At 53.4% G+C, this 19,466-nt stretch carries 13 protein-coding genes and 7 pseudogenes; 11 read left to right on the forward strand and 9 right to left on the reverse strand.

The genetic code is table 11. From position 1 onward, the window contains the following. Nucleotides 1-269: 269 nt before the first annotated feature. Both RBH71_RS02315 and RBH71_RS02320 read right to left on the reverse strand, forming a co-directional pair. Nucleotides 270-1,085 (reverse strand): annotated as a pseudogene (locus tag RBH71_RS02315) (methyl-accepting chemotaxis protein); the annotation flags it as partial. A 155-nt stretch (nt 1,086-1,240) separates the two neighbouring features. Further along, the gene (locus RBH71_RS02320; protein WP_202961866.1) at nt 1,241-2,854 is read right to left on the reverse strand and encodes an ATP-dependent acyl-CoA ligase; all 1,614 of its coding nucleotides are present in this window, start codon (nt 2,852-2,854) and stop codon (nt 1,241-1,243) included. Nucleotides 2,855-3,050: 196 nt separating this feature from the next. Here RBH71_RS02320 and RBH71_RS02325 point away from each other — a divergent pair, with 196 nt between their 5' ends. Continuing rightward, nucleotides 3,051-3,560 carry a MarR family winged helix-turn-helix transcriptional regulator gene (locus RBH71_RS02325; RefSeq protein WP_025590999.1) on the forward strand — a complete coding sequence of 170 codons (510 nt, stop codon included), beginning with the start codon at nt 3,051-3,053 and terminating at the stop codon, nt 3,558-3,560. Nucleotides 3,561-3,710: 150 nt separating this feature from the next. Here RBH71_RS02325 and RBH71_RS02330 read toward each other — a convergent pair whose 3' ends face one another. Then, the gene (locus RBH71_RS02330; protein ID WP_244434302.1) at nt 3,711-4,622 is read right to left on the reverse strand and encodes a LysR family transcriptional regulator; all 912 of its coding nucleotides are present in this window, start codon (nt 4,620-4,622) and stop codon (nt 3,711-3,713) included. Between the two features lie 184 nt (nt 4,623-4,806). Here RBH71_RS02330 and RBH71_RS02335 point away from each other — a divergent pair, with 184 nt between their 5' ends. The 4 genes and pseudogenes from RBH71_RS02335 to RBH71_RS26580 form a co-directional block, all read left to right on the forward strand. Further along, entirely contained in the window at nt 4,807-5,763 is a 957-nt protein-coding gene (locus tag RBH71_RS02335) for a dihydrodipicolinate synthase family protein (RefSeq protein ID WP_025591003.1), read from the forward strand. Between the two features lie 19 nt (nt 5,764-5,782). Beyond that, nucleotides 5,783-6,331 (forward strand): 3-hydroxyanthranilate 3,4-dioxygenase, encoded by a 549-nt coding sequence (locus RBH71_RS02340; protein ID WP_025591005.1) that lies wholly within the window; start codon nt 5,783-5,785, stop codon nt 6,329-6,331. A gap of 139 nt (nt 6,332-6,470) precedes the next feature. Further along, the gene (locus RBH71_RS02345; RefSeq protein WP_112155512.1) at nt 6,471-7,277 is read left to right on the forward strand and encodes an aspartate dehydrogenase; all 807 of its coding nucleotides are present in this window, start codon (nt 6,471-6,473) and stop codon (nt 7,275-7,277) included. Nucleotides 7,278-7,427: 150 nt separating this feature from the next. Further along, nucleotides 7,428-7,588, forward strand: a pseudogene (locus tag RBH71_RS26580) (aminotransferase); the annotation flags it as partial. 283 nt (nt 7,589-7,871) lie between these two features. On the opposite strand, the pseudogene RBH71_RS02350 reads toward RBH71_RS26580, so the two are convergent. The 3 genes and pseudogenes from RBH71_RS02350 to RBH71_RS02360 form a co-directional block, all read right to left on the reverse strand. Continuing rightward, nucleotides 7,872-8,851, reverse strand: a pseudogene (locus tag RBH71_RS02350) (IS110 family transposase). Nucleotides 8,852-9,286: 435 nt separating this feature from the next. Further along, a pseudogene (locus RBH71_RS02355) lies at nt 9,287-9,591 on the reverse strand (IS3 family transposase); the annotation flags it as partial. Between the two features lie 60 nt (nt 9,592-9,651). After that, on the reverse strand, nt 9,652-10,359 hold the full coding sequence (locus tag RBH71_RS02360) for an EthD family reductase (protein ID WP_025591013.1): 708 nt from the start codon (nt 10,357-10,359) through the stop codon (nt 9,652-9,654). Between the two features lie 143 nt (nt 10,360-10,502). On the opposite strand from RBH71_RS02360, the gene RBH71_RS02365 reads away from it, so the two are divergent. Further along, entirely contained in the window at nt 10,503-11,408 is a 906-nt protein-coding gene (locus RBH71_RS02365; RefSeq protein WP_025591015.1) for a LysR family transcriptional regulator, read from the forward strand. 125 nt (nt 11,409-11,533) lie between these two features. On the opposite strand, the gene RBH71_RS02370 is transcribed toward RBH71_RS02365, so the two are convergent. Then, on the reverse strand, nt 11,534-12,475 hold the full coding sequence (locus tag RBH71_RS02370; RefSeq protein WP_025591017.1) for an ABC transporter substrate-binding protein: 942 nt from the start codon (nt 12,473-12,475) through the stop codon (nt 11,534-11,536). Nucleotides 12,476-12,918: 443 nt separating this feature from the next. Here RBH71_RS02370 and RBH71_RS02375 point away from each other — a divergent pair, with 443 nt between their 5' ends. After that, nucleotides 12,919-14,070 (forward strand): IS110 family transposase, encoded by a 1,152-nt coding sequence (locus tag RBH71_RS02375; RefSeq protein ID WP_323687033.1) that lies wholly within the window; start codon nt 12,919-12,921, stop codon nt 14,068-14,070. Between the two features lie 254 nt (nt 14,071-14,324). On the opposite strand, the pseudogene RBH71_RS02380 reads toward RBH71_RS02375, so the two are convergent. After that, nucleotides 14,325-15,086 (reverse strand): annotated as a pseudogene (locus tag RBH71_RS02380) (IS3 family transposase); the annotation flags it as partial. Between the two features lie 61 nt (nt 15,087-15,147). On the opposite strand from RBH71_RS02380, the pseudogene RBH71_RS02385 reads away from it, so the two are divergent. Beyond that, nucleotides 15,148-16,071: pseudogene (locus tag RBH71_RS02385) on the forward strand (IS110 family transposase); the annotation flags it as partial. Between the two features lie 182 nt (nt 16,072-16,253). Here RBH71_RS02385 and RBH71_RS02390 read toward each other — a convergent pair. Next, nucleotides 16,254-16,511, reverse strand: a pseudogene (locus RBH71_RS02390) (transposase); the annotation flags it as partial. A 65-nt stretch (nt 16,512-16,576) separates the two neighbouring features. Here RBH71_RS02390 and RBH71_RS02395 point away from each other — a divergent pair. The 3 genes from RBH71_RS02395 (at nt 16,577) to trpC (ending at nt 19,465) form a co-directional block, all read left to right on the forward strand. Further along, complete coding sequence (locus RBH71_RS02395) at nt 16,577-17,635, forward strand: ABC transporter ATP-binding protein (protein WP_025591022.1); 1,059 nt, start codon at nt 16,577-16,579, stop codon at nt 17,633-17,635. Beyond that, on the forward strand, nt 17,632-18,456 hold the full coding sequence (locus RBH71_RS02400; RefSeq protein WP_025591023.1) for an ABC transporter permease: 825 nt from the start codon (nt 17,632-17,634) through the stop codon (nt 18,454-18,456). Before RBH71_RS02395 ends, RBH71_RS02400 begins: the two co-directional genes overlap by 4 nt. Before the next feature lie 223 nt (nt 18,457-18,679). Next, nucleotides 18,680-19,465: an indole-3-glycerol phosphate synthase TrpC gene (gene trpC / locus RBH71_RS02405; protein ID WP_029658627.1), complete on the forward strand. Its 786-nt coding sequence runs from the start codon at nt 18,680-18,682 to the stop codon at nt 19,463-19,465. The last annotated feature ends 1 nt before the right edge of the window (nt 19,466 follow it).

A 19,466-nucleotide genomic window follows, 5' to 3' on the forward strand; every position in this document is an offset into this window, starting at 1 on the left:
CTGATGCTTTGCTTCCTATGGACAGGTTTGATTGGCGGAAAGGGTTGAAGGTGTCGTCGCAACGGCATTGGCGGAGACGACGTTGTACTTCTTCAGAACCAGTGAAAGCGTTTCTGGACTGGGGCGACTTTGAGCGCGTGATCCAATGCGCCAAAGAGCGAACTGTAAGAAGCATACCAAAAGCTTTCGGCCCTGAACATCTGTAAAAAGCGTCTAGGCGTAACGCAAAGGGGAAGCTTTCTGGTGCCTCCCGGTTTACGCTACTGGGATCAGCACTCCTCCCAGTTCTCGGTCGCGAGGGCGGTGTTGCCTACACTGCGCGGTGCTGGCGCAGAGCTGCGCGATGGTGTGGGCCTTGATGATGCGGCCGCTCGCACCGTTGCAGCGGTCTGCCGCAAGGCAGCGGTCTGAGAATTTGATCCCGCGCCATAACCGAGCTGGAAGCAGGAGATCAGTTCATGCAGCTTCTGGCTTTCGCCCGCTAGCCCCGCACCCGCGGCATTCATCTCCTCGACCATGGCAGCGGTTTGTTGCGTGGCCTGATCCATATGGTTGACCGCAGTGTTGACTTCCGCAAGCCCGTTCGATTGTTCATGCGCTGCCGTCGCGATGGCACCCATATGGGTATTGACGGTCAGAACGAGTTGTTCGATCGCCGTCAGCCCCTGACCGGTTTCGCTGACTAGCTTCACCCCTTCAGAGACAGCGGCGGTAGAGTTGGCAATTAGGCCTTTGATCTCTTTGGCGGCATTGGCGGAATGCTGTGCAAGCTCGCGCACTTCCTGGGCAACGACAGCAAAGCCCTTGCCAGCCTCACCCGCACGTGCAGCTTCGACCCCTGCATTCAAGGCTAGCAGATTGGTCTGGAACGCAATCTCGTCGATCACACTGATGATGTTGGAGATTTGACTGGAGGCCTGCTCGATGCGCTCCATCGCCGTCACCGCGTTACGTACCACGGCACCTGACCTTTCTGCTTGGTCACGTGCATTGCGGACTACCGTGCGCGCCTCGCCTGTGCGGCGGGATGTTGACGTAACGTTCGAGGTGATCTCTTCCAGAGCCGCAGCTGTCTGTTCCAGGGTGCCGAGTATATTTCCCGGTACAGATGTATGTGAATATGTGTGGTCTGAGAACAAGGAAGAAACAGATCAGTGGACTACGGCGCTAGCCGCAGTCCACTGCAATAAGGCTTTTCCTGGCCCTAAAGGTCTGCCGAGCCAGTCAAAAGCACCACTCATTAACGTCTAAGCACGACACCTGCTGCCTCTCTGTCCCATGTTGTTTCGGTACGACCTCGCTCACGCAACTTGAATTTCTGAATTTTCCCGTTCTCAGTTCGCGGCATGTCATCCACATATTCAATGAAGCGAGGGATCGAGAAATAAGACATTCTTCCTTGGCAGAATTCGATGATCTCTTCTTTGGTAGGTTGATGACCCCCGCGCAGCACGATAGCTGCCATGACTTCATCTTCCGCCAGTTCGGATGCAACAGGAAACACAGCTGCGATCGCCACAGACGGGTGAGCAATCAGAACCTGCTCAACCTCGAACGAGGATATGTTTTCACCCCGTCGCCGGATAGCGTCTTTCATGCGATCTACGAAACGATAATATCCGTCTGGACTGCGTACCATGCGATCCCCGGTGTGTAGCCAGAGATTGCGCCAAACTTCGACCGTCTTGTCGGGCATGCCGAAATAGCCCAAGGACATAGCGAAAGGTTCTGTCGCGCGGATCAGGAATTCCCCGGCTTCGCCATCGGGTAGAGGGTTGTCGTGTTCGTCGACGATGATAGCCTCGAAGCCTTCTACAAGGCGACCAGCCCAACCGTGACGGCGATGCGTGCTTGTTGAAGCAATAACCGCATTACTCTCTGTGGTACCGTATCCTTCTAGAAGAACAATGCCAGTTCTGCGTTCGAATTCTTCGGACGCGTGTTGCGGAACGCCCGGCGCCAGAGCCGTTCGTATCGCATGATCTCTTTCCGCTTGCGATTCAGGTCTGGACAGCAGCATGGGAACCATGGCGCCCAGCAGGTAAGTGACAGTTGCCCCGGAAGCTCTCATCACATCCCAAAAGCCGGAAACGGAGAACTTCGGCTCTACGACTTGGGTTGCTCCATATATCAATGCCTGGAAAAATGAATTGATTGCGTTGGTATGAAACAACGGCAGAGGCGTATGAAGCACATCGCCCTTTTCGACACCCAGTTGCTTGCCCGTGTAAGTGCCCCACCAGAAAAATTGGCCGTGCGGGCAAACTACTCCCTTCGAGAGTCCGGTCGTTCCCGAGGTGTAAAGGATGGTCAATGGGTCGCTTGGGGCAATCTTTGCGGGTTCGACCTGAACGGTAGGCGCAGGAAAATCTCTGACGTCAACGGAAAGTTGAGGCCACGCAGTCTTATCTTTTTGATCGATTACCCAGATCGTCCTGACCTGGAGCGCGTCGAAATCGATTCCATCCAGCGCCTTCAAAAACTGTTCTTCAATGACAAGAAGTGCCGCGTTTGAGTTTGACAGGATATGTTGCAACTGAAAGCCACGTGAGGCCGTGTTGATAGGGACCGCAACACTGCCCATCCATCCGCATCCCAGGAAAACCGACATGAATTCCGGCCTGTTGGAGCAGATGAGGGCAACCCGGTCTCCCTTGCGAATACCCGTTTCCATCAACGCACCGGCATAACCGGCTGCCTGTTTGCGTGTACCGTCGAATGTCCAGCTTTCTCCAAGGCAAGAGAACAGGGTTTGATCCGAGAACGTTCTGCTTTGCTGCTCCAGAAGGCTCGGCAAAGTTCGTTCTGCAGCTGAGAACGCAGTTTTTGGATCAAACTCTACAGTCATCGTCATTCCCTGTTGGTCTTCTGGACGCCGACAAAGCGCCGGCGCGTGTGGCTTGAAAGATTTCCAAAGTGTTTATATGACAAATCATATAACTGTGTCGAGTCTGGTTATTGCATTTTTGCACGCGTTGTGCATGAAGCTAGCAGACCACCCGGCATATTGAATTAGATTGATCTTGTGACCAACGAGAAGGGAACGCGACATGAGCAACGATAGCCCGTTGCCCCACGGCGCTGACATTTCTGAACTCGAGCAGTATCTGCCTTATCTGCTCCACCTGGTGACTGCCAGTTTGAACAGTCGCTTCCTGGAGCGATTAAGACCATATGGTGTGACGGTACAAAGGTGGCGTGTTCTGATGGTGATCATGAACAAAGGGCCCCGAAACATCAGCGAACTGATCAAGCTTACCCTCATACCGCAGTCTGCACTCAGCCGGCTCATCGACCAGATGGAGCGCGATTCCTTGGTCCGGCGTCGGATTTCGGAGATCGACACGCGAGTTGTGCAAGTCGAGCTGACCGACCACGGACGCCAGATCTATCACACTCTGGCTCCGACTGCTTCACTGCATGCGCATGATATGATTGAGGGATTAACCCTGTTAGAGATCGACAACCTGTTTCTGACGCTGGATAAAATCCTCGCGAACTTGGGTGCAACAGTTGTTCGCACGCCCAAAGGGCAATCCAACGCTGGCTCAGGGACTTGAATGCAGGGTCGTCTCAGGTAGAGACGGCTCGCTTTCTTGGCTGAGGGGAGGGGATCCGGCGTTGAGTTTGCAGACTTACATGTTGCAGATGCTCAATCCTGGGCCTGGCTCTGGGCATGGGCTGTTTGATCTGAAGCGAAGGCATTCTTGCTAAAGAACTTCAGGAACCATTTCACGCAAGACACTCCGAAGCAGTGGACGAACCGCAGCCGCTGCAGGTGAGGCTGCACGTTCGCGGGCGGTAATAATGCTGACCTGCCGGGTAATGGCAGGATCTGTTAGTGGACGCGCGATGATGCGTCGATTGTTAAGCGCCGAAAAAGCATAGGTCGGAAGAACGGCAACCCCTATCTGATTTTCGACCAGCGAAAGAGCAGTGTGAATCTGATGGACCTCCATATAAGGCCTCAGGGCAAGGTTGGCTGATTCAAAGCCGATCTCGGTTAATAGCCGGATTTTGCTTTCTCGAGTGAGCGTGATGATCCGCTGGTTTTGCAGATCCGTCCAGCCCACTTCCTCTCTCGATCTGAATTCATGCTCCTGCCATGTGAAGAGGAGAAGCCGGTCAGAGAGGATATGTTGGCTGTCTATGTTCTCCTCATCGGAATTGAACGTGCCGACGCCCAGATCGCACAAGCCATTCCTGACTTTGTTTACGATCAGATCAACGCCAAGATCTTCGATGCTGAGCTTGAGATTAGGATAGACGCTCGCCATCTTCATTGTCAGACGAGGAAGCACGGTCGCCGCCAGAAGTGACGGTGCGGCTATGCGCACCAGTCCAGCGCGCAGCTTGCTCAGGTCGCGAACCGCCTCGATTGAGCGGTCCATTTCCGCCAATCCTGCCAGCGCACCTGCCGCAAAGATCTGACCTGCTTCCGTAAGTTCGACACGTCGTGTGGTGCGATCGAATAAGCGCGCGCCCAGAAGTGTCTCCAGATCGTTGATTGCATGGGACACGCTTGCTTGGCTAGTGCCAAGACGTTCTGCCGCACGAGAGAAGTTACCGAGCTCAACGACGGCCTGGAAGCTTCGAATTTGCCGGATATTGACCATCGTCATTCATACTCGAACAAACATAAATATATGCTTAAACGCCCAGTTCCTAAATAACACAATCTCCGCCTTAATGGCAATCAAGACGCATCATTTGACTGGCCATCTTGAGTGCTGGGCCACGTAACGCCGCCGGCATCCTCCGTACTGCCACAAAAGGCAAAGGAATGGGGCTTCTAGAGGAGAAACAATGAAATACGACCGTAAGAGCGCCAAGTCCTACTCGCGCGAGACAATGCGAGGCATTTGGGCTGCAGCCAATACCCCTTTCCGCGCCGATGGCTCGATTGATGAAAACGGATTCCAGAGAAACATGGAAACATGGATTACCGATCTTTCAATCGATGGCTTCTTCATTGCAGGCAAGCAAGGCGAATTCTTTTCCATGTCCGTTGAAGAGCGTAAGCGCCTCTTCGACTTGTCGGTTGAAGCGTGCGACGGTCGTGCACAGACGATCATGTCTTGCTCAGATCAAAATCTCGATGTCGTCATCGATCTTGCAAAGCATGCGCAGGCGTGCGGAGCCGACTATATCGTCGTTCATGCTCCCGTTCTGAACTTCTTTAAAGCTCAGGACGAAACTTTGCTGCGGTACTATGAGACGATTGCCGCCAAGGTCGATATCGGAATGGCATTGTGGTCTCATCCGGATAGCGGCTATCTGATGAGTCCTGAACTTTGCAACCGTCTTGCCGATATCGAGACAGTTGTTGCTATCAAATATTCCGTCCCGAGGGACATGTACAAAGAGCTGACCCGATTGGCGAGTGACCGCATTCTGGTATCTACCGCGTCTGAGGAAGAGTGGCTCGAAAACGTTCTGGAGCTTGGCTGGCAGCTCTATCTCTGCTCGTCGCCGCCTTATACCTATCAAACCAAAAACGATCGACGAATGCGCGAATATACTGATCTGGCTTTTGCCGGCGAGGCTGGGCGCGCCCGCAGCGTGAGTGAAAGTCTCCAAAACGTACGAAATGCGTTCCGCAATTCTCGTCCTGCAGAAAAGCCGCACGCCCATCAAAAGTATTGGCAAGAACTGCTTGGACAGGTCGGCGGACCAGTGCGTGCCCCGCTTCTGGAACTGAATGATGCTGAGAAGCGGATCATCCGCGAAGCTTTTGAATCATGTGACCTTGCCAAGTCCTGAGATACGAGAGGATATAACGATGGCTAAACTGAGCGCTTTCAACCTGCAGAAATGGATCGCAGAACATCAGCATTTGCTGCAGCCTCCAGTCGGTAACCAGCAGATCTGGAAAGACGCGGATCTTATGGTGACGATCGTTGGTGGACCAAATCGCCGTACGGACTACCATGATGATCCTGTTGAGGAATTCTTCTATCAGCTCAAAGGTGACATGCTGCTCAAGCTTCATGACACCAAGACCGGGGAATTCTACGATGTTCCGATCCGGGAAGGTGATATCTTCCTGTTGCCTCCGCATGTGCGGCACTCGCCGCAACGCCCTCAGGAAGGCTCGATCGGCCTGGTGGTAGAACCAGCGCGGCCTGAAGGTGTTTTGGACGCAGTCGAATGGTACTGCTTTGAATGCTCAAACTTGGTCCATCGGGCGGAGGTAGATCTCGAGTCGATCGTTGATGATCTTCCTCCGATCTACAGCAAATTCTACGCCAGCGAGGAATTGCGAACCTGCAAGCATTGCGGAACGATTCATCCTGGCAAAACCCCGCCAGAGGGTTGGGTCAAGCTCTGATCGTCACCGCCATGACGGGCCAAGGGGAGGGGTGTCAACGCAGTTGAAATCGCTGCCTGCCCCTTCCTGGTCAACCTTGATTTTGAGTTGGCCAACTTCCGAATGAATATCGCGTCAGATTTGAATTGCACGGTGCAGAATGACTCAAACAGAAACAGTATGTCTCGTCGGATGGGGAGCCATCAGCCAGACGGTCGCCAATATGCTTGAGCAAAGACGCTCCGGTGCAAAGATCGTCGCCGTGGCGGTGAGGGACACTGCCAAAGCTCGTCCCGATCTGCCACAGGGTGCCAAGCTCATATCCAGCCCTGAAGAACTCGTTTCCACTGGTGCTCGACTCGTGGTCGAAGCTGCGGGTCGAGAAAGCGTGGCATCCTTCGGGCGGGCAGCTCTCTGCGCAAACATGGATTTCGCAGTGTCCTCAACCTCGGCCTTCGTCAACGAGGGTTTGTTGACAGAGTTGACCACGCTTGCGCGCAACAATGGACGGCAACTAATCCTCCCTCCCGGGGCGCTGGCCGGTCTCGATGCGCTTTCAGCCGCATCGAGACTGAGCCTTGATCGTGTGGAGCACAGGATTACCAAGCCGCCCGGTGCGTGGATCGGTACCGAAGCCGAGCGACTTTGCAATTTACATGAATTGAAGGAGGCAACGAGCATCTTTGTTGGAAGCGCTAGTCAGGCTGCTTCCAGGTTTCCTCAAAATGCAAATGTCGCGATCCTTAGCTCTCTTGCTGGAGTAGGCATCGAAAAGACACAAGTGTCGCTGGTTGCGGATGCCAAAGCAGCTCTAAACAGTCATGTGATCTATGTGGAAGGCAGCTTTGGGAATTTGAGCATCAATGTATCCAACAGACCTCTACCGGCCAATCCCAAATCATCCACGATGACCGCTCTAAACATCGTAAGAATGATTGAAAACAGACTTCCAGGCCTCGTGATCTGAGGTTTGAACATCGCCTCCCTTTTGTACCCGAGCAACGATACTGTTTGCCGCTGTCAGCATGGTTGTGCCGATCCGTTCGAGGTAGCTGTGAGCTTCGAGTTGCATTGGTTTGCTGTTGCCTATTTTCTAGTTCTAAAATCTCTAAACGACATTAGGAAAAGATCCCTTAGCGCGGCAGAGATCGAGCAGATACGTGCTGACACGCCAGGTGTAGCCATCGCATCCATCTCAATAACCCGGGTGCTGCGCTGATGCCCACACCTGTTGGGGCCGCAGTCACTGAATACCTCCACAGAGAGGCACAGATCGGAGAGTGGAGTTGCCCCTTAAAAACCGTGTGTGGACACCTCTCGCAATGCAAGTGATTTTTTCTTCGGTCATGAGCATGCGGTTGAGTTCCGTCGTGTGTCCGGCCTATTGAAGTGCATCGCTTTAGATGCTGGCCATTATGGTTCGTGCGGGGATTCGGTCCACATCGGACAGGCGTGCTCGGGGCACGTGGTTTTTAACTGGGTTTCCGATCCCGTCACTCTCAACTTTCGCCCATAAACCTCCGCTTAGATCACCCGCATGCCGACACTCTAGCCGCCGCAGTCAGACGGTAGCTGGAGATTCATATACCCCGCCGCGAGCCATCAACGCCCAAGCGACACGAGCAATTTTGTTTGCCAACGCCACTGCCACTAGCATCTTTGGTTTGCGCGCTAGCATTCGTCCAAGCCACGACTCTTTTTCACTGACCTGTTTGGCAGTGTGTCGAACAACTGCCATCGCGCCGATAATCAAGAGTCGCCTAAGATCACGTTGTCCCATCTTTGACGTCTTTCCAAGACGTGTTTTACCCCCTGTAGAATTCTGTTTCGGCGTGAGTCCAAGCCAGGCCGCAAAATCCCTGCCCTTGGAGAAGGTTGATGTATCTGGAGAAAGAGCGACCATTGCTGCGGCAGTTATCGGCCCTATCCCCGGAACCTTCATAAGCCGTCGTGCCGTTTCATCCGTGTGTGCGGCCTTTCTCACGACCTCGTCCAGTGTTTGAATGCGTTCATTGAGCATCTGAAGGTGCTTCAGTTCTCGACCGAGCTCGACAACTGCCTCCGGCAAATTTGGCTCCGGTTCGTGTAAAACTGCGGCAAGTTGGCGAATGTTTTGCGGGCCTGTTGGGACGACAATTCCGTATTCCGCAAAGTGTCCGCGAAGGGCATTTATAGTTTGCGTTCTCTGAGCCATCAAAAGGTCGCGAGTTTTGAACGCCATGGCTTGACTCTGCTGGCGGTGTTTAGCGGCAATCTCGATGAGATTCAGCGTCGGCGGCATCATTTTTCTGACGCTTTACAAAAGGCTTGACGTACTGAGGGGCAATAAGGCGCACATCGTGGCCCAGCTTTCCAATTTCCCGACCCCAGTGATGGGCTCCGGCGCAGGCCTCCATTGCAACAAGGCAAGTCGGATGCTCGGCTATGAAAGGCAAGTTTTGCGCGTGATAGCTTTTTTCGAAAGGCGACAGATCCATCAGACGCCTGCTGATCATGGGGGCCAGTGCCGTCGTCTCTTGGGTGAGGCGTGGGAAGATCAATCCAAGCGCTTGGCTCGCCAGCATTATGCACAGAAAGCCACCGATGCTGGCGATCGTAGCGCTAGCGAACAAGATGGCTCGCGTCGCCTGGGCAATTCTAAAGCACGGAGGGTCCTACATGCAGCCAGCCGAGTGAATACCTGTGCAGCAATGAAGGTCTAAGGATCGCATGGCCGAAGAGTTTGAACGGGGCTCGGAGAACCAGATTGAGGATAAGTGCTGGCAGCACGTAAGCCTGAAGTGGACCGAGCTCGCGTAATCCATCTGGCGGGCGGCGGTGCTTCGCCGCAAAAGAAGCCGAACACATGTCCGCACCAAACTTCGACGCCAAAACCCAAAGATTCTTCTTACGCACCCGGAGGCGTCCACACATGTCCTCAAGCATGTGCTAGAGCCTTTCTGCTTATGCCGACTGTCCGGTCGAAATGGGGGGCAGTTCACGATCACAGCAATCGAGAGCGAAGGCAACGCGGACCTTCTCTTTGTTTTCACAGCCGATTTCGAACCCGTCTGAACACCAACGCAGATTGGATTGCTCACGGCGACGCGGCCGTCATGGCGACGGGTGTCAATTGCGCCGGTGTGGCGCTGAAGGAGCATCCCGTGAACCTTCATCACTCGATAGACGCGCTTGGCATTCGGCCATGGACGGTCTTCGTTGCGGGCTTTACGGCGCAGGATCGCGTGAACCCGGCGATATCCGTAGGTCGGCATGTCGTCGATGACCGTCTTGATCTCCTCGTAACTCAGATTTTATTAGAGCCATGGTAAAAGATGACGGTCTGACCGCGCTGCTCTATCCTATGACTTGGCGCCTACAATGGTGGTTAGCATCGGATAGTGATGGTTACCACCGTGGAATTGCGGGAACTTCTCAAAGTCTGCTCTCATTGCATCTCTGGTGGGCGAGTGTAGTGCCTCAGTCAGGGCCTGCTGGTTGTCAAACATAACGCGATTTCGTTGCATGTAGTTGACGCGTTGCCAAGGAAGGAAACTGATCCAGTCGACTCTGGTCATGATTTCGATGCTTCTGATGCCTGGGAAAGTCCGCATGATTGGTGGATGATGGCTAATATAGTGATGCATCCACTGATCCTGATCGACGGCTGGCCCAGGATAATGGACGACGTATGAGCAGTAGAGTCCGTTTTCTTCTGCCTTTAGATCCGGCGCGTCCACCTTATAGTGACGCACATACATGGCTTGCTGCGTGATCCACGTCCCTTTATGCCCGGACAGGATCTCTATTTCCTGCAACTGCTGCAGATAACCGCCTGGCGCTGTTGCCTGCTCTAACTGGGATAGCTCCTCGAAATAGATCTGGATTCCCAGAACCGGCAGATGCTCATCCCGCCCGAACTTATCTTTTGCCTGACCAGGGATGTAGATGTTGGCCGAAGTCGTATCAGGGCAATGCGCGATCAATTGGCGCAGATCGTTCAAGCAATGCGTGCCTGATACGTTTGAACCGGTATCGTTTCCTGCAAAGATCAGAAGCGCAAAACGCATTGACACACCTTTCAATCGCCGCCCGCGCCGCCATGCGGTTGAACGGGCTCATAGCATTGAAGGAGTTTAAGTTAGTGACTTTTACATGACAATTCATATTATGCATATGCATTTATAAATCCTCGCTAAAAGTGGTTCTCACGATGAATGTCACATTGCGCCAAATCCAGGTGTTCCTGGCCGTCGCTGAATTAGGCAGCTTTACAAAAGCCGCGGAGCGTCTGAAGTTGGCCCAGCCTGCGCTTTCACAAAATGTTCGGGAGCTCGAAAATGAACTTGGCCTCAGGCTCTTCGATCGCACCACCCGAAAGGTTGAGTTGACATTGGGCGGGCAGGAATTCCAGAGTTCCGCTCGTCTTATCATGGAGGATCTGGAGCGTGCAGTCAGCAATGCTCACGCCACCTCCGAAAGGCAAAGAGGCAGGCTGATGATAGCCTCTCCACCTTTGCTCGCGGCCGCTATCCTGCCAAAAGCGATTTCGGAATTTCAGGTATGCTACCCGAATATCAAGATAGCGATCATAGATGTGCCGACCCATGAAATCGTCGAGCAGGTCGTTTCAGGTCGAGCCGACTGTGGCCTGGGGACATTTATCCCGGATGAAGTGGGGATAGAAAGGGTTACCTTAGCGAAAGACAATCTGATGGTGTTTTCCGCTCGCATGGGGGATGACGCCGAAAGCGCCGGTTATACATGGGCTCAATTGGCGGGCCGACCCCTGATCACATTGACCCGGCAAAGCGGAATCCGGCACCTTGTCGAGAATGGGTTCGAGCAATGCCAGATAGCCATGGAGCCGACCTTTGAGGTTTCTCAGATCGCCACCGCGCTCGCGTTCGTTGAAGCAAACCTCGGTTTGGCGGTTCTGCCAGCCTGCGCCTCAACGCATGTCCGTAATCGCGATATCTCTGTCAGACCATTGACCGATCCGTGCCTGGGTCGGGAAATTTCGCTCATACATGCGACCGGTCGATCAGTCTCACCATCGGTTCTGGCATTTCAGCCTATTATCCGAAAGGTCGCGCGTGACATGGTCTCCGCAAACTAGTGCAAATGAATTCCTGAGTCATATCGCGACTATATGTCGAACTCGATATAAACTTTAAAATTGATAATCGGGAAAGATGAAAAGGGGGGGACATTCAATAATATCCACCCCTCCGCGTTATTAAATTATGGCTTGTAGAAGCCGCGAATTACCTTGGGCTTATAGTCAACCAAGGCAGGGGTGATCTTGGCGTCGACAAGAAAATTGGCAACCGAGTCATAGCTCTGGAAGTCTGCGTCTGTGAAGTCCCGCATCTTGCATTCGATCTGCTTCAGGAACTCGAGGGTCTGCTCAAGAGGGATTTTTGCTTGTTTTCGCACTGACTCAGCAGCGCGCTGCGGGTCATTCCTGGCGATTTCGCATGCCTCGGCAAGTGCGGTTGTGATCGCCTTGAGTTTTGGCTGGTTGGCATTTATCCATTCGCCGTTTGCCGAAACCCAGAAGTTGTAGACATAACCGACGTCTCCGCTTCTGGCCAAGATCTTGCCGCCTTGCTTTACGGCAACAGATGGAAAGGGTTCGAAAAGCCAGAATGCGTCAATGTCGCCTCTTAGAAGAAGAGCAGACATTTCCGGTGGACCGGCCTTCACGATCTTCAACTTCGACGTATCAAGGCCGTATTTTTTAATTGTCAGATTTGCAAGGTATTCCATCGCGCCGCCGGGGACGACGCCCAATGATTTGATGGCTGTGGGATCATTGATGTCGCCCTTACCGGCCATTTTGAGGAACTGACCGGATTGGTTGACGACGCCAACCGCACTTATATCGCCGCGACCCATTCTGATGATGGTGCTAACTTCCGCGGCCGCCGCCACGTCGACAGTCCCAGCTATGATAGCATCCAGAGCCTCCGGGCCGGAAGCGAAGGTTGTAAATTTGACCTCCACTCCGTTCTTTTCGAATAGCTTTTCCTGATTAGCCACAAAGAATGAGACATAGCCGGGATCCACCCCGACGCCAACTTTAATAGGCTCTGCAAGCACTGGAGCAGCCACGGTGACCGCGCCCACTGCAGTTAGCGCCAGTTGGCGTTTCAGTCCCTGTAGCAGTGTAATAATGGACATTTTGCACCCCTCTTTTATTAGCTTAAACGTCGCGTCAATCACGAGCTGGAGGAGCGCAGTGCGCCTCATCTAGCGCCTCCGGTACCCAGTGCCTCAGCGCCAGACGCGGTATCTGCGCACAACTTCAGGAGTTTTGACAACTACGCATAGCTTATTAATGGATATGAAAAATTTATAACTCGGAATAAATCGGATATGGCCCTGGGCACAACGTACCCCCGCCTTGGCGCAGGCCTATGGAAGATTTGCTCTGGGACCAAACCTTGGACCGCCGGAAGCTGTAGTTTTCCGGCTCTGATCCCGATGGCTAGCTGGTTGCGCCGCCGGGATTATGTAGGGCGATCGGGACGTTATATCCGCGCCGAGTGAGGACGTTCCTCGTTGTAGATCCTATGCAAGCTCGCCGCGGAGCGTGCTAATTTGCCTCCGCTTTTCCAAGGAGGATGATCAGCGCTGCAGGTGTCACCGATTGCTATTTCGCCCTTGAACTCAGCCAGCGAACTTGGCTGATCGGCTACCTTCTGCCTGGCTTGGACAAGGTGCAGACGGTTACGGTTGCCGGCGGTAACGCGGAGGCTCTTCTATCCGCTCTTTTAAGAATTCGAAGCATGACAGGAAATCGCTCTCCGTCAGGATTTTCGGCAGGGCCGCTGCGGGTATGTTTTGAGGCGGGCTATGATGGCTTTTGGCTTGCCCGCTTTCTTCTCAACAGCGGTATCGATACTACCGTTTTGGACCCGTCGAGTTTTTTGGTTTCCCGCCGAGGCCGACGTGTGAAGACAGACCGCATCGATGTTGAAGCGATGGTCTTTACCCTGAAGGCTTATCTGCTCGGAGATAGGTCGGTTTGCCGCCCAGTGCGGCTACCCAGTGTCGATGAAGAGGACGCCAAGCGCCTATCCCGAGAACGTACCCAATTGAAGAAGGAGCGCACACGCCACGTCAATCGGATTCGCGCCTTGTTGATACTTCACGGTATTCGCTCAGTTCCCGGTCTTTGGGGAGGGCGCTGGAAGGAAGCACTCTCGAATATCCGAACTGGTGACGGCAGGGAGCTGGGCCGTTTCATTTTCCATGAGCTTTGCCGCCAGTTCGAACGGCTGGACCTCGTGCATTCGCAACTCAAGGCTCTGGAGAAAGAGTGTATTCAGGCTTGCGCTTCTGAAGAAGATATCAATAGCAGTTCGAAGATCAGGGTTTTAAAGCAACTTGATGGCGTTGGTGAAGTCGGTGCTGCGCACCTGGTAGCCGAAGTGTTTCATCGAACCTTCAAAAATCGGAAGCATCTAGCATCCTATCTCGGGTTGGCCCCCAGCCCTTATGCGAGTGGAGAGGTGCATCGAGATCAAGGCATCAGCAAAGCGGGCAACAAGCAAGCACGCGTGATGCTGATCGAACTGGCCTGGTGTTGGCTCAAGTATCAACCACAAAGCCAGCTGGCGCGATGGTACCGCTCCCGCTTCTCGGGGCAAGGAAGCCGGTCCGGAAAGGTCGGAGTGGTGGCATTGGCTCGCAAACTTGCAATAGCATTCTGGCGGTTCATCGAAGACGGTGTGGTGCCCGAAGGGGCTACTCTATCTGTCGCCGCCAAATAAAGGTTCAACCGCCGACGGGCAGTTGAGAGGGAAGCGTGGCTACCGTGCGTCGAGATGGAAATTACACGCCGAGTTGTAGTTTGGTACCGCGCTTCGAAGCAGACGCTTGGCCACCATGAATCGGGATTATGGTCGGGGGCGATCGCCTCAGCCGGATACAAGTAGAGGCACCAGCGTGCCAGATTACCAAGCGACTGCAAACAATCGATGGAGAGCAAGATTGGGGGGAATGACGATGGATTGACAAAATCCACTTCATACAAGTATCGACGCCACGTGTCCAACTTTTCGCGCGAATCCGCAAGGGTCAGGAACCAACGGGCGTTCAGGCACTCCGATCTCAGCTTACTGTTGAAGGCCTCGATGAAGCCGTTGTCAGTTGGTTTGCCGGGCCGCGAGAAGTCCAGGGTGACGTTGTTGGCATAGGCCCAGAGGTCGAGGTCACGGGAGATGAACTCACTGCCATTGTCCACCCTTATCGTCTTCGGATAACCGGTCTTCCGGCAGATGTTTTCCAAGGTCTGGGCGACATCTTCGCCGCTATAGGTGAAGCGAGCGTCGGCGGCCGGGCAGTAGTGTGAGTGCGTGTCGACCACGGTCAGGATGCGCAGCTTCTTACCGGTCGCGAGCTGGTCGTGGACAAAGTCCATCGCCCAGACGTCGTTCGGCCCGACAGCCTCCTGGCGATCGTCTCTGAGCTTTGCCTCCACCCGGCGCTTGGGATGCTTGTTACGCAGTTGAAGCCCTAACTCGCTGTAAATCCTGCGTGTCTTCTTCATATTGATCTTCCAGCCATCTCGGCGCAAATGCACATGAACGCGGCGGTAGCCATACCGCACGCGTGTCTCGCAAATCTCCTTGATGCGCCGTTCGAGTGGGGCCTGTCCGGTACGGCGGGACTTGTAGTGGTAGGTCGACGTATCGAACTTCAGAACCTTGCAGGCCCTTCGGATCGAAATGCCCCAATCCACCAACATTCCGTCGATCAGCTTGCGCTTCCGGACAGGCCTCAGAGCTAATGGGATGGTCCGCCCTGTCTCCCGAGAGCATAGTGGGGATGGGCAAAGGAGGGCCCTGATTATGAATCGTAACCAACCACAGGAGTGCGCCGTCTTTGGAGTAGATATTGGAAAGAACCTCTTCCATGTCGTGGGCCTTGATTGCTCGGGCGCGATCGTTCAGCGCGTCAAGTTCCGACGTGAGACTTTGTTGCAGTTTTTCGAACGGGCTCACCGGACGCTTGTTGGAATGGAAGCCTGTCCGGGATCGCAATGGCTCGCGCGCAAACTGTAGACGATGGGTCATTCCGTCCGCATTATCCCTGCGCAATTCGTGAAGCCCTATGTGAAGTCGAACAAGAATGACATCATCGATGCCGCGGCAATCGTCGAGGCTGCAACGCGACCGACAATGCGTTTTGTTGGTGTCAAGCAAGCGGATCAGGTTGACCTTCAAATGCTGCACCGGGTTCGTAGCCGACTGGTATCGGCCCGGACGAACCTGATTTGCCAAATGCGCGCCTATTGCCTCGAGCATGGTGTCGCGATGCGACAGGGAGCTGGCGTATTCAATGTCGACATTTGCCGGGTTATGGATGACCTTGACAATGATCTGACACCTATGGCGCGATCTGTTCTACGAGATCTGCATGATGATTTCCGCCGGCTCGAAGCCCGGATCAAACAGGTCTCCGACGACATTGAGAAGATCGCCGATACCGACGAGCGTGCAAGACGCCTTATGACAATTCCGGGGATCGGGCCGCTTGGCGCAACCGCCATTCTTTCCGCGATCGGTGATCCCGCACGCTTTTCCAAAGCCCGGGACGTTGCGGCCTGGCTGGGCCTGGTGCCTCGACAATATTCCACCGGAGGGAAGCAGGACCTCCTGGGTATCAGCAAACGCGGCAACAATTATCTTCGTCGTTTGATCATTCATGGAGCACGGTCATGCATGCTGCATCTAGATCGCGGCAAGGATCGTCTTGGCGTCTGGATCGACACTCCGTAAATCCTGGACGAAAGCGGGCTTCGTGCCCGAAGAAGCTATTTGGAAACAGAATGTGCGGATCTCATCAGGGCCTGGCTGCAACAGCAGTCCACTCGCGAGAGGCCGGATACATTTACGCAAACTGCTATCGCCGGAACCTAAAATCCTTGCAATGACAGGGCGGACCATACGTTTCGGCGGATTACGTCCTGCAGCATCTCCCGGTCCAGCGTCAGGTCTGCCACGATCTTCTTGAGCCTGGAATTCTCATCTTCCAGAGCCTTTAATCGACGCATCTCATCGGGCAGCAGACCCGCATACTTTTTGCGCCAATTGAAATAGGTCGCCTGGCTGATCCCCGCCTTGCGGCAAATCTCCGCCACAGGCACGCCGTCGTCGCCTTGCTTCAAAATAAACGCCTTCTGCGCGTCCGAGAACTTCGCTGCCTTCATAGTTCCGCTCCTTTTCCCAGCCGAGAAGTTAACGCGGAAAACTCCAGTTATGAACGGTCCAGTTTTTGGGGATCAGAGCAGATTTCAATCTTTGGGCGATCATTACGTCTGATATATGCGTAACTATTATAGATTTATATCATGAGCGTTCTTGTGACTTAAACGAAAACTTGCTCTTTTTCAAACCGCCGTTTGCTGATGCAGAAGGATTTGAAAAAGCAGCTCGCCCTTCATCAGCCTTAACTAGGGTCTTTAGGCAAGTGGCGGCAACGCTGCGCGCAGCCGTGCCTGCTAAAAGTAAACAACAGGGGAACGAAGGGATCGCTATGCAGTCCGGAATCGCCGTAACACTCAACAATGTCTCCATCCAAATTGGGGACTTTGAAATCGCGAGCAATATCAACTTGTCTATCGAGCCTGGTGAGTTTCTATGTTTGTTGGGGCCTTCGGGTTGCGGCAAGTCTACTCTCCTCAATGCTATCGCAGGATTTGCGTCTGTCGCGGGAGATGTGCTGGTTGGGAGAACCAGCGTCACGCGCCCCGGGACCGATAGAGGAGTGGTTTTCCAAAGCTCAGAGGCACTGTTTCCCTGGCTCACCGTTCGGGAAAATGTGGAGTATGGCGCGCGTATTCGCGGGATCGATAAAGCCAAGCGCAGCGAAATCGCCGACGAGTACATAAAGATGGTGGGCCTGAGCCACGCAGCGGACAAATATCCCGGCGAGCTTTCAGGAGGAATGCGACAGCGCACACAAATCGCGCGTGTGCTTGCCAATGAGCCGTCGGTTATTCTGATGGACGAACCGTTCGGGGCTCTTGATGCCCAGACCCGTGAGGTTCTTCAAGGAGAACTTGCCAAGATATCTCGAAAGACAGGTGCTACGATCGTGTTTGTTACACACGATATCAGCGAGGCCATTATTCTCGCTGACAAAATCGTGACAATGACAGCGGGACCGAGCGCAAAAATAAAGACAGTTATGGAAGTGGATTTGCCGACGCCGCGCGATCTCGATCATCCGCGAGCGGTCGAACTCATGCGCGTTCTCAGGAACGACATTGCGGTTGAAGTCAATCGGACTTTGATTGCGCAGGGCCTCATCTCTGAGGGACAAGCAGTATGACATCGAATTCAATCAAACAAGGTTCCAACAAGGAAGTCTTGGGTACTGAAAACTGGCAGTACGTCAAAAAGCGCATCTCCGGCATCATGCTGACACTTTGCTCCATCCTCGGTGGTCTGACAATCTGGCAGTTAGCCAGTACTCAGGTATCACCGTTGTTTCTTCCCTCGCCAATGACAACGTTTCATGGCTTTTACGAGTTGTATGAAGACGGAACGCTGGTTACGTCCGTCATAGCCTCGAGTCTGAGAATTTTCACGGGATGGCTGGCCGGCGTTACGATTGGAATACCATTGGGGATGGGTATGGGATATTTCCCACTTATCCGTCGTCTTCTGGATCCCTACATCGAATTTTTCCGCTTTGTCCCTCCGATCGCGTTCGTGACGTTGGCTGTCATCTGGCTCGGCCCCGGTGAGGCATCGAAAGTCGCGCTTATCTTTTATACCACAGTCTTCATCGTCACCTTGAACACGCTTGCCGGTACGCTTGCAGTTCCAGATCTGCGTATCAAAGCCTCTCAGTCACTGGGTGCCAACCCCCTGCAAGCTTTGTTGACCGTGATTGTCCCTTCAACCGTCCCGTATATGGTGACTGGTGCAAGGATCGCGATGGGTAACTCCTTCCTGACCATTGTTTCTGCCGAAATTGTAGCGGCACAGGAAGGACTTGGTGCACTCATATGGAACGCGCGCAACTTCGGTAGAACCGAATGGGTGTTCGCCGGCATTTTGACGCTGGGCTTGCTCGGCTTCCTCTTTGACCGCGTCTTACAGTTCGTCGTGCGAAGAGTGTTGAAAAAATACAATATTTCAATGTGATGTGCTGCCCTGCTTCAATATTGAAGCGGGGCTGTATACCTTCCATTCTGGGGTAGCTTGACACCGTCCACTGGTTTTCATCGTGCTGGCGGTCAGAAGAAGCCTTTCAACCTCTGATAGAATTCATCGAGCTAATGGCAATGCGCTAAGATAACGGCATAAACTAAAGCCTTTTCATTTGGCTTTCGGAGCATTTACACGATCTGTACGAGAAATTACTGATATGTTGGACCGCATTGTTGACTACAAGCGAGCAGAAGTCAAAAAGGCCAGGATGAACGTTTCCCTGTCTGAGCTAAAAGCTCGCGCGAAGGATAGAGAGAATCCGCGTGATTTTTGTCGCGCTCTGCAAATAAAAAAAGAGATAGGCGAGATAGGATTGATTGCCGAGATTAAAAAGGCCAGTCCGTCTAAAGGAATTATCCGTCACGATTTCAATCCGTCCGAGTTAGCAAAGGCATATGAAGCTGGGGGTGCAACTTGCATCTCTGTGCTGACAGACATACCAAGCTTCTGTGGCTCGCCAGATTATCTCGCAGCTGCCCGCTCATCGTGTTCTTTGCCAGTGTTATGCAAAGATTTTATTGTTGACCCGTACCAAGTGTATCAGGCGCGAGATTGGAATGCGGATTGCATTCTACTTATCGCCTGCATTTTGACTGATCAAGAGATGTTAAAAATGCATGAAATCTCGCAGTATCTCGGCATGGACGTGCTTATCGAAGTACATAACGAGGGAGATCTTACGCGAGCATTGAAAATTGAACCGGCAATCATCGGCATCAACAACCGTGATCTAGCAACATTTGAAGTTTCCCTCGACACAACCGTGCGCCTTGGTCCCTCGGTTCCCGCCGATCGAATGCTTGTAAGCGAAAGTGGTATCCATAGTCATGACGATTGCATTACGCTCATGAAGTCGGGCGCAAACGCTTTTTTGGTAGGTGAAAGCTTGGTCAGACAGCCTGATGTACATACGGCGACCAAAAAAATGTTGATGGGGCGGTAAT

This window comes from Rhizobium sp. AN68 (assembly GCF_030758035.1).
Lineage (GTDB): Bacteria > Pseudomonadota > Alphaproteobacteria > Rhizobiales > Rhizobiaceae > Agrobacterium > Agrobacterium tumefaciens.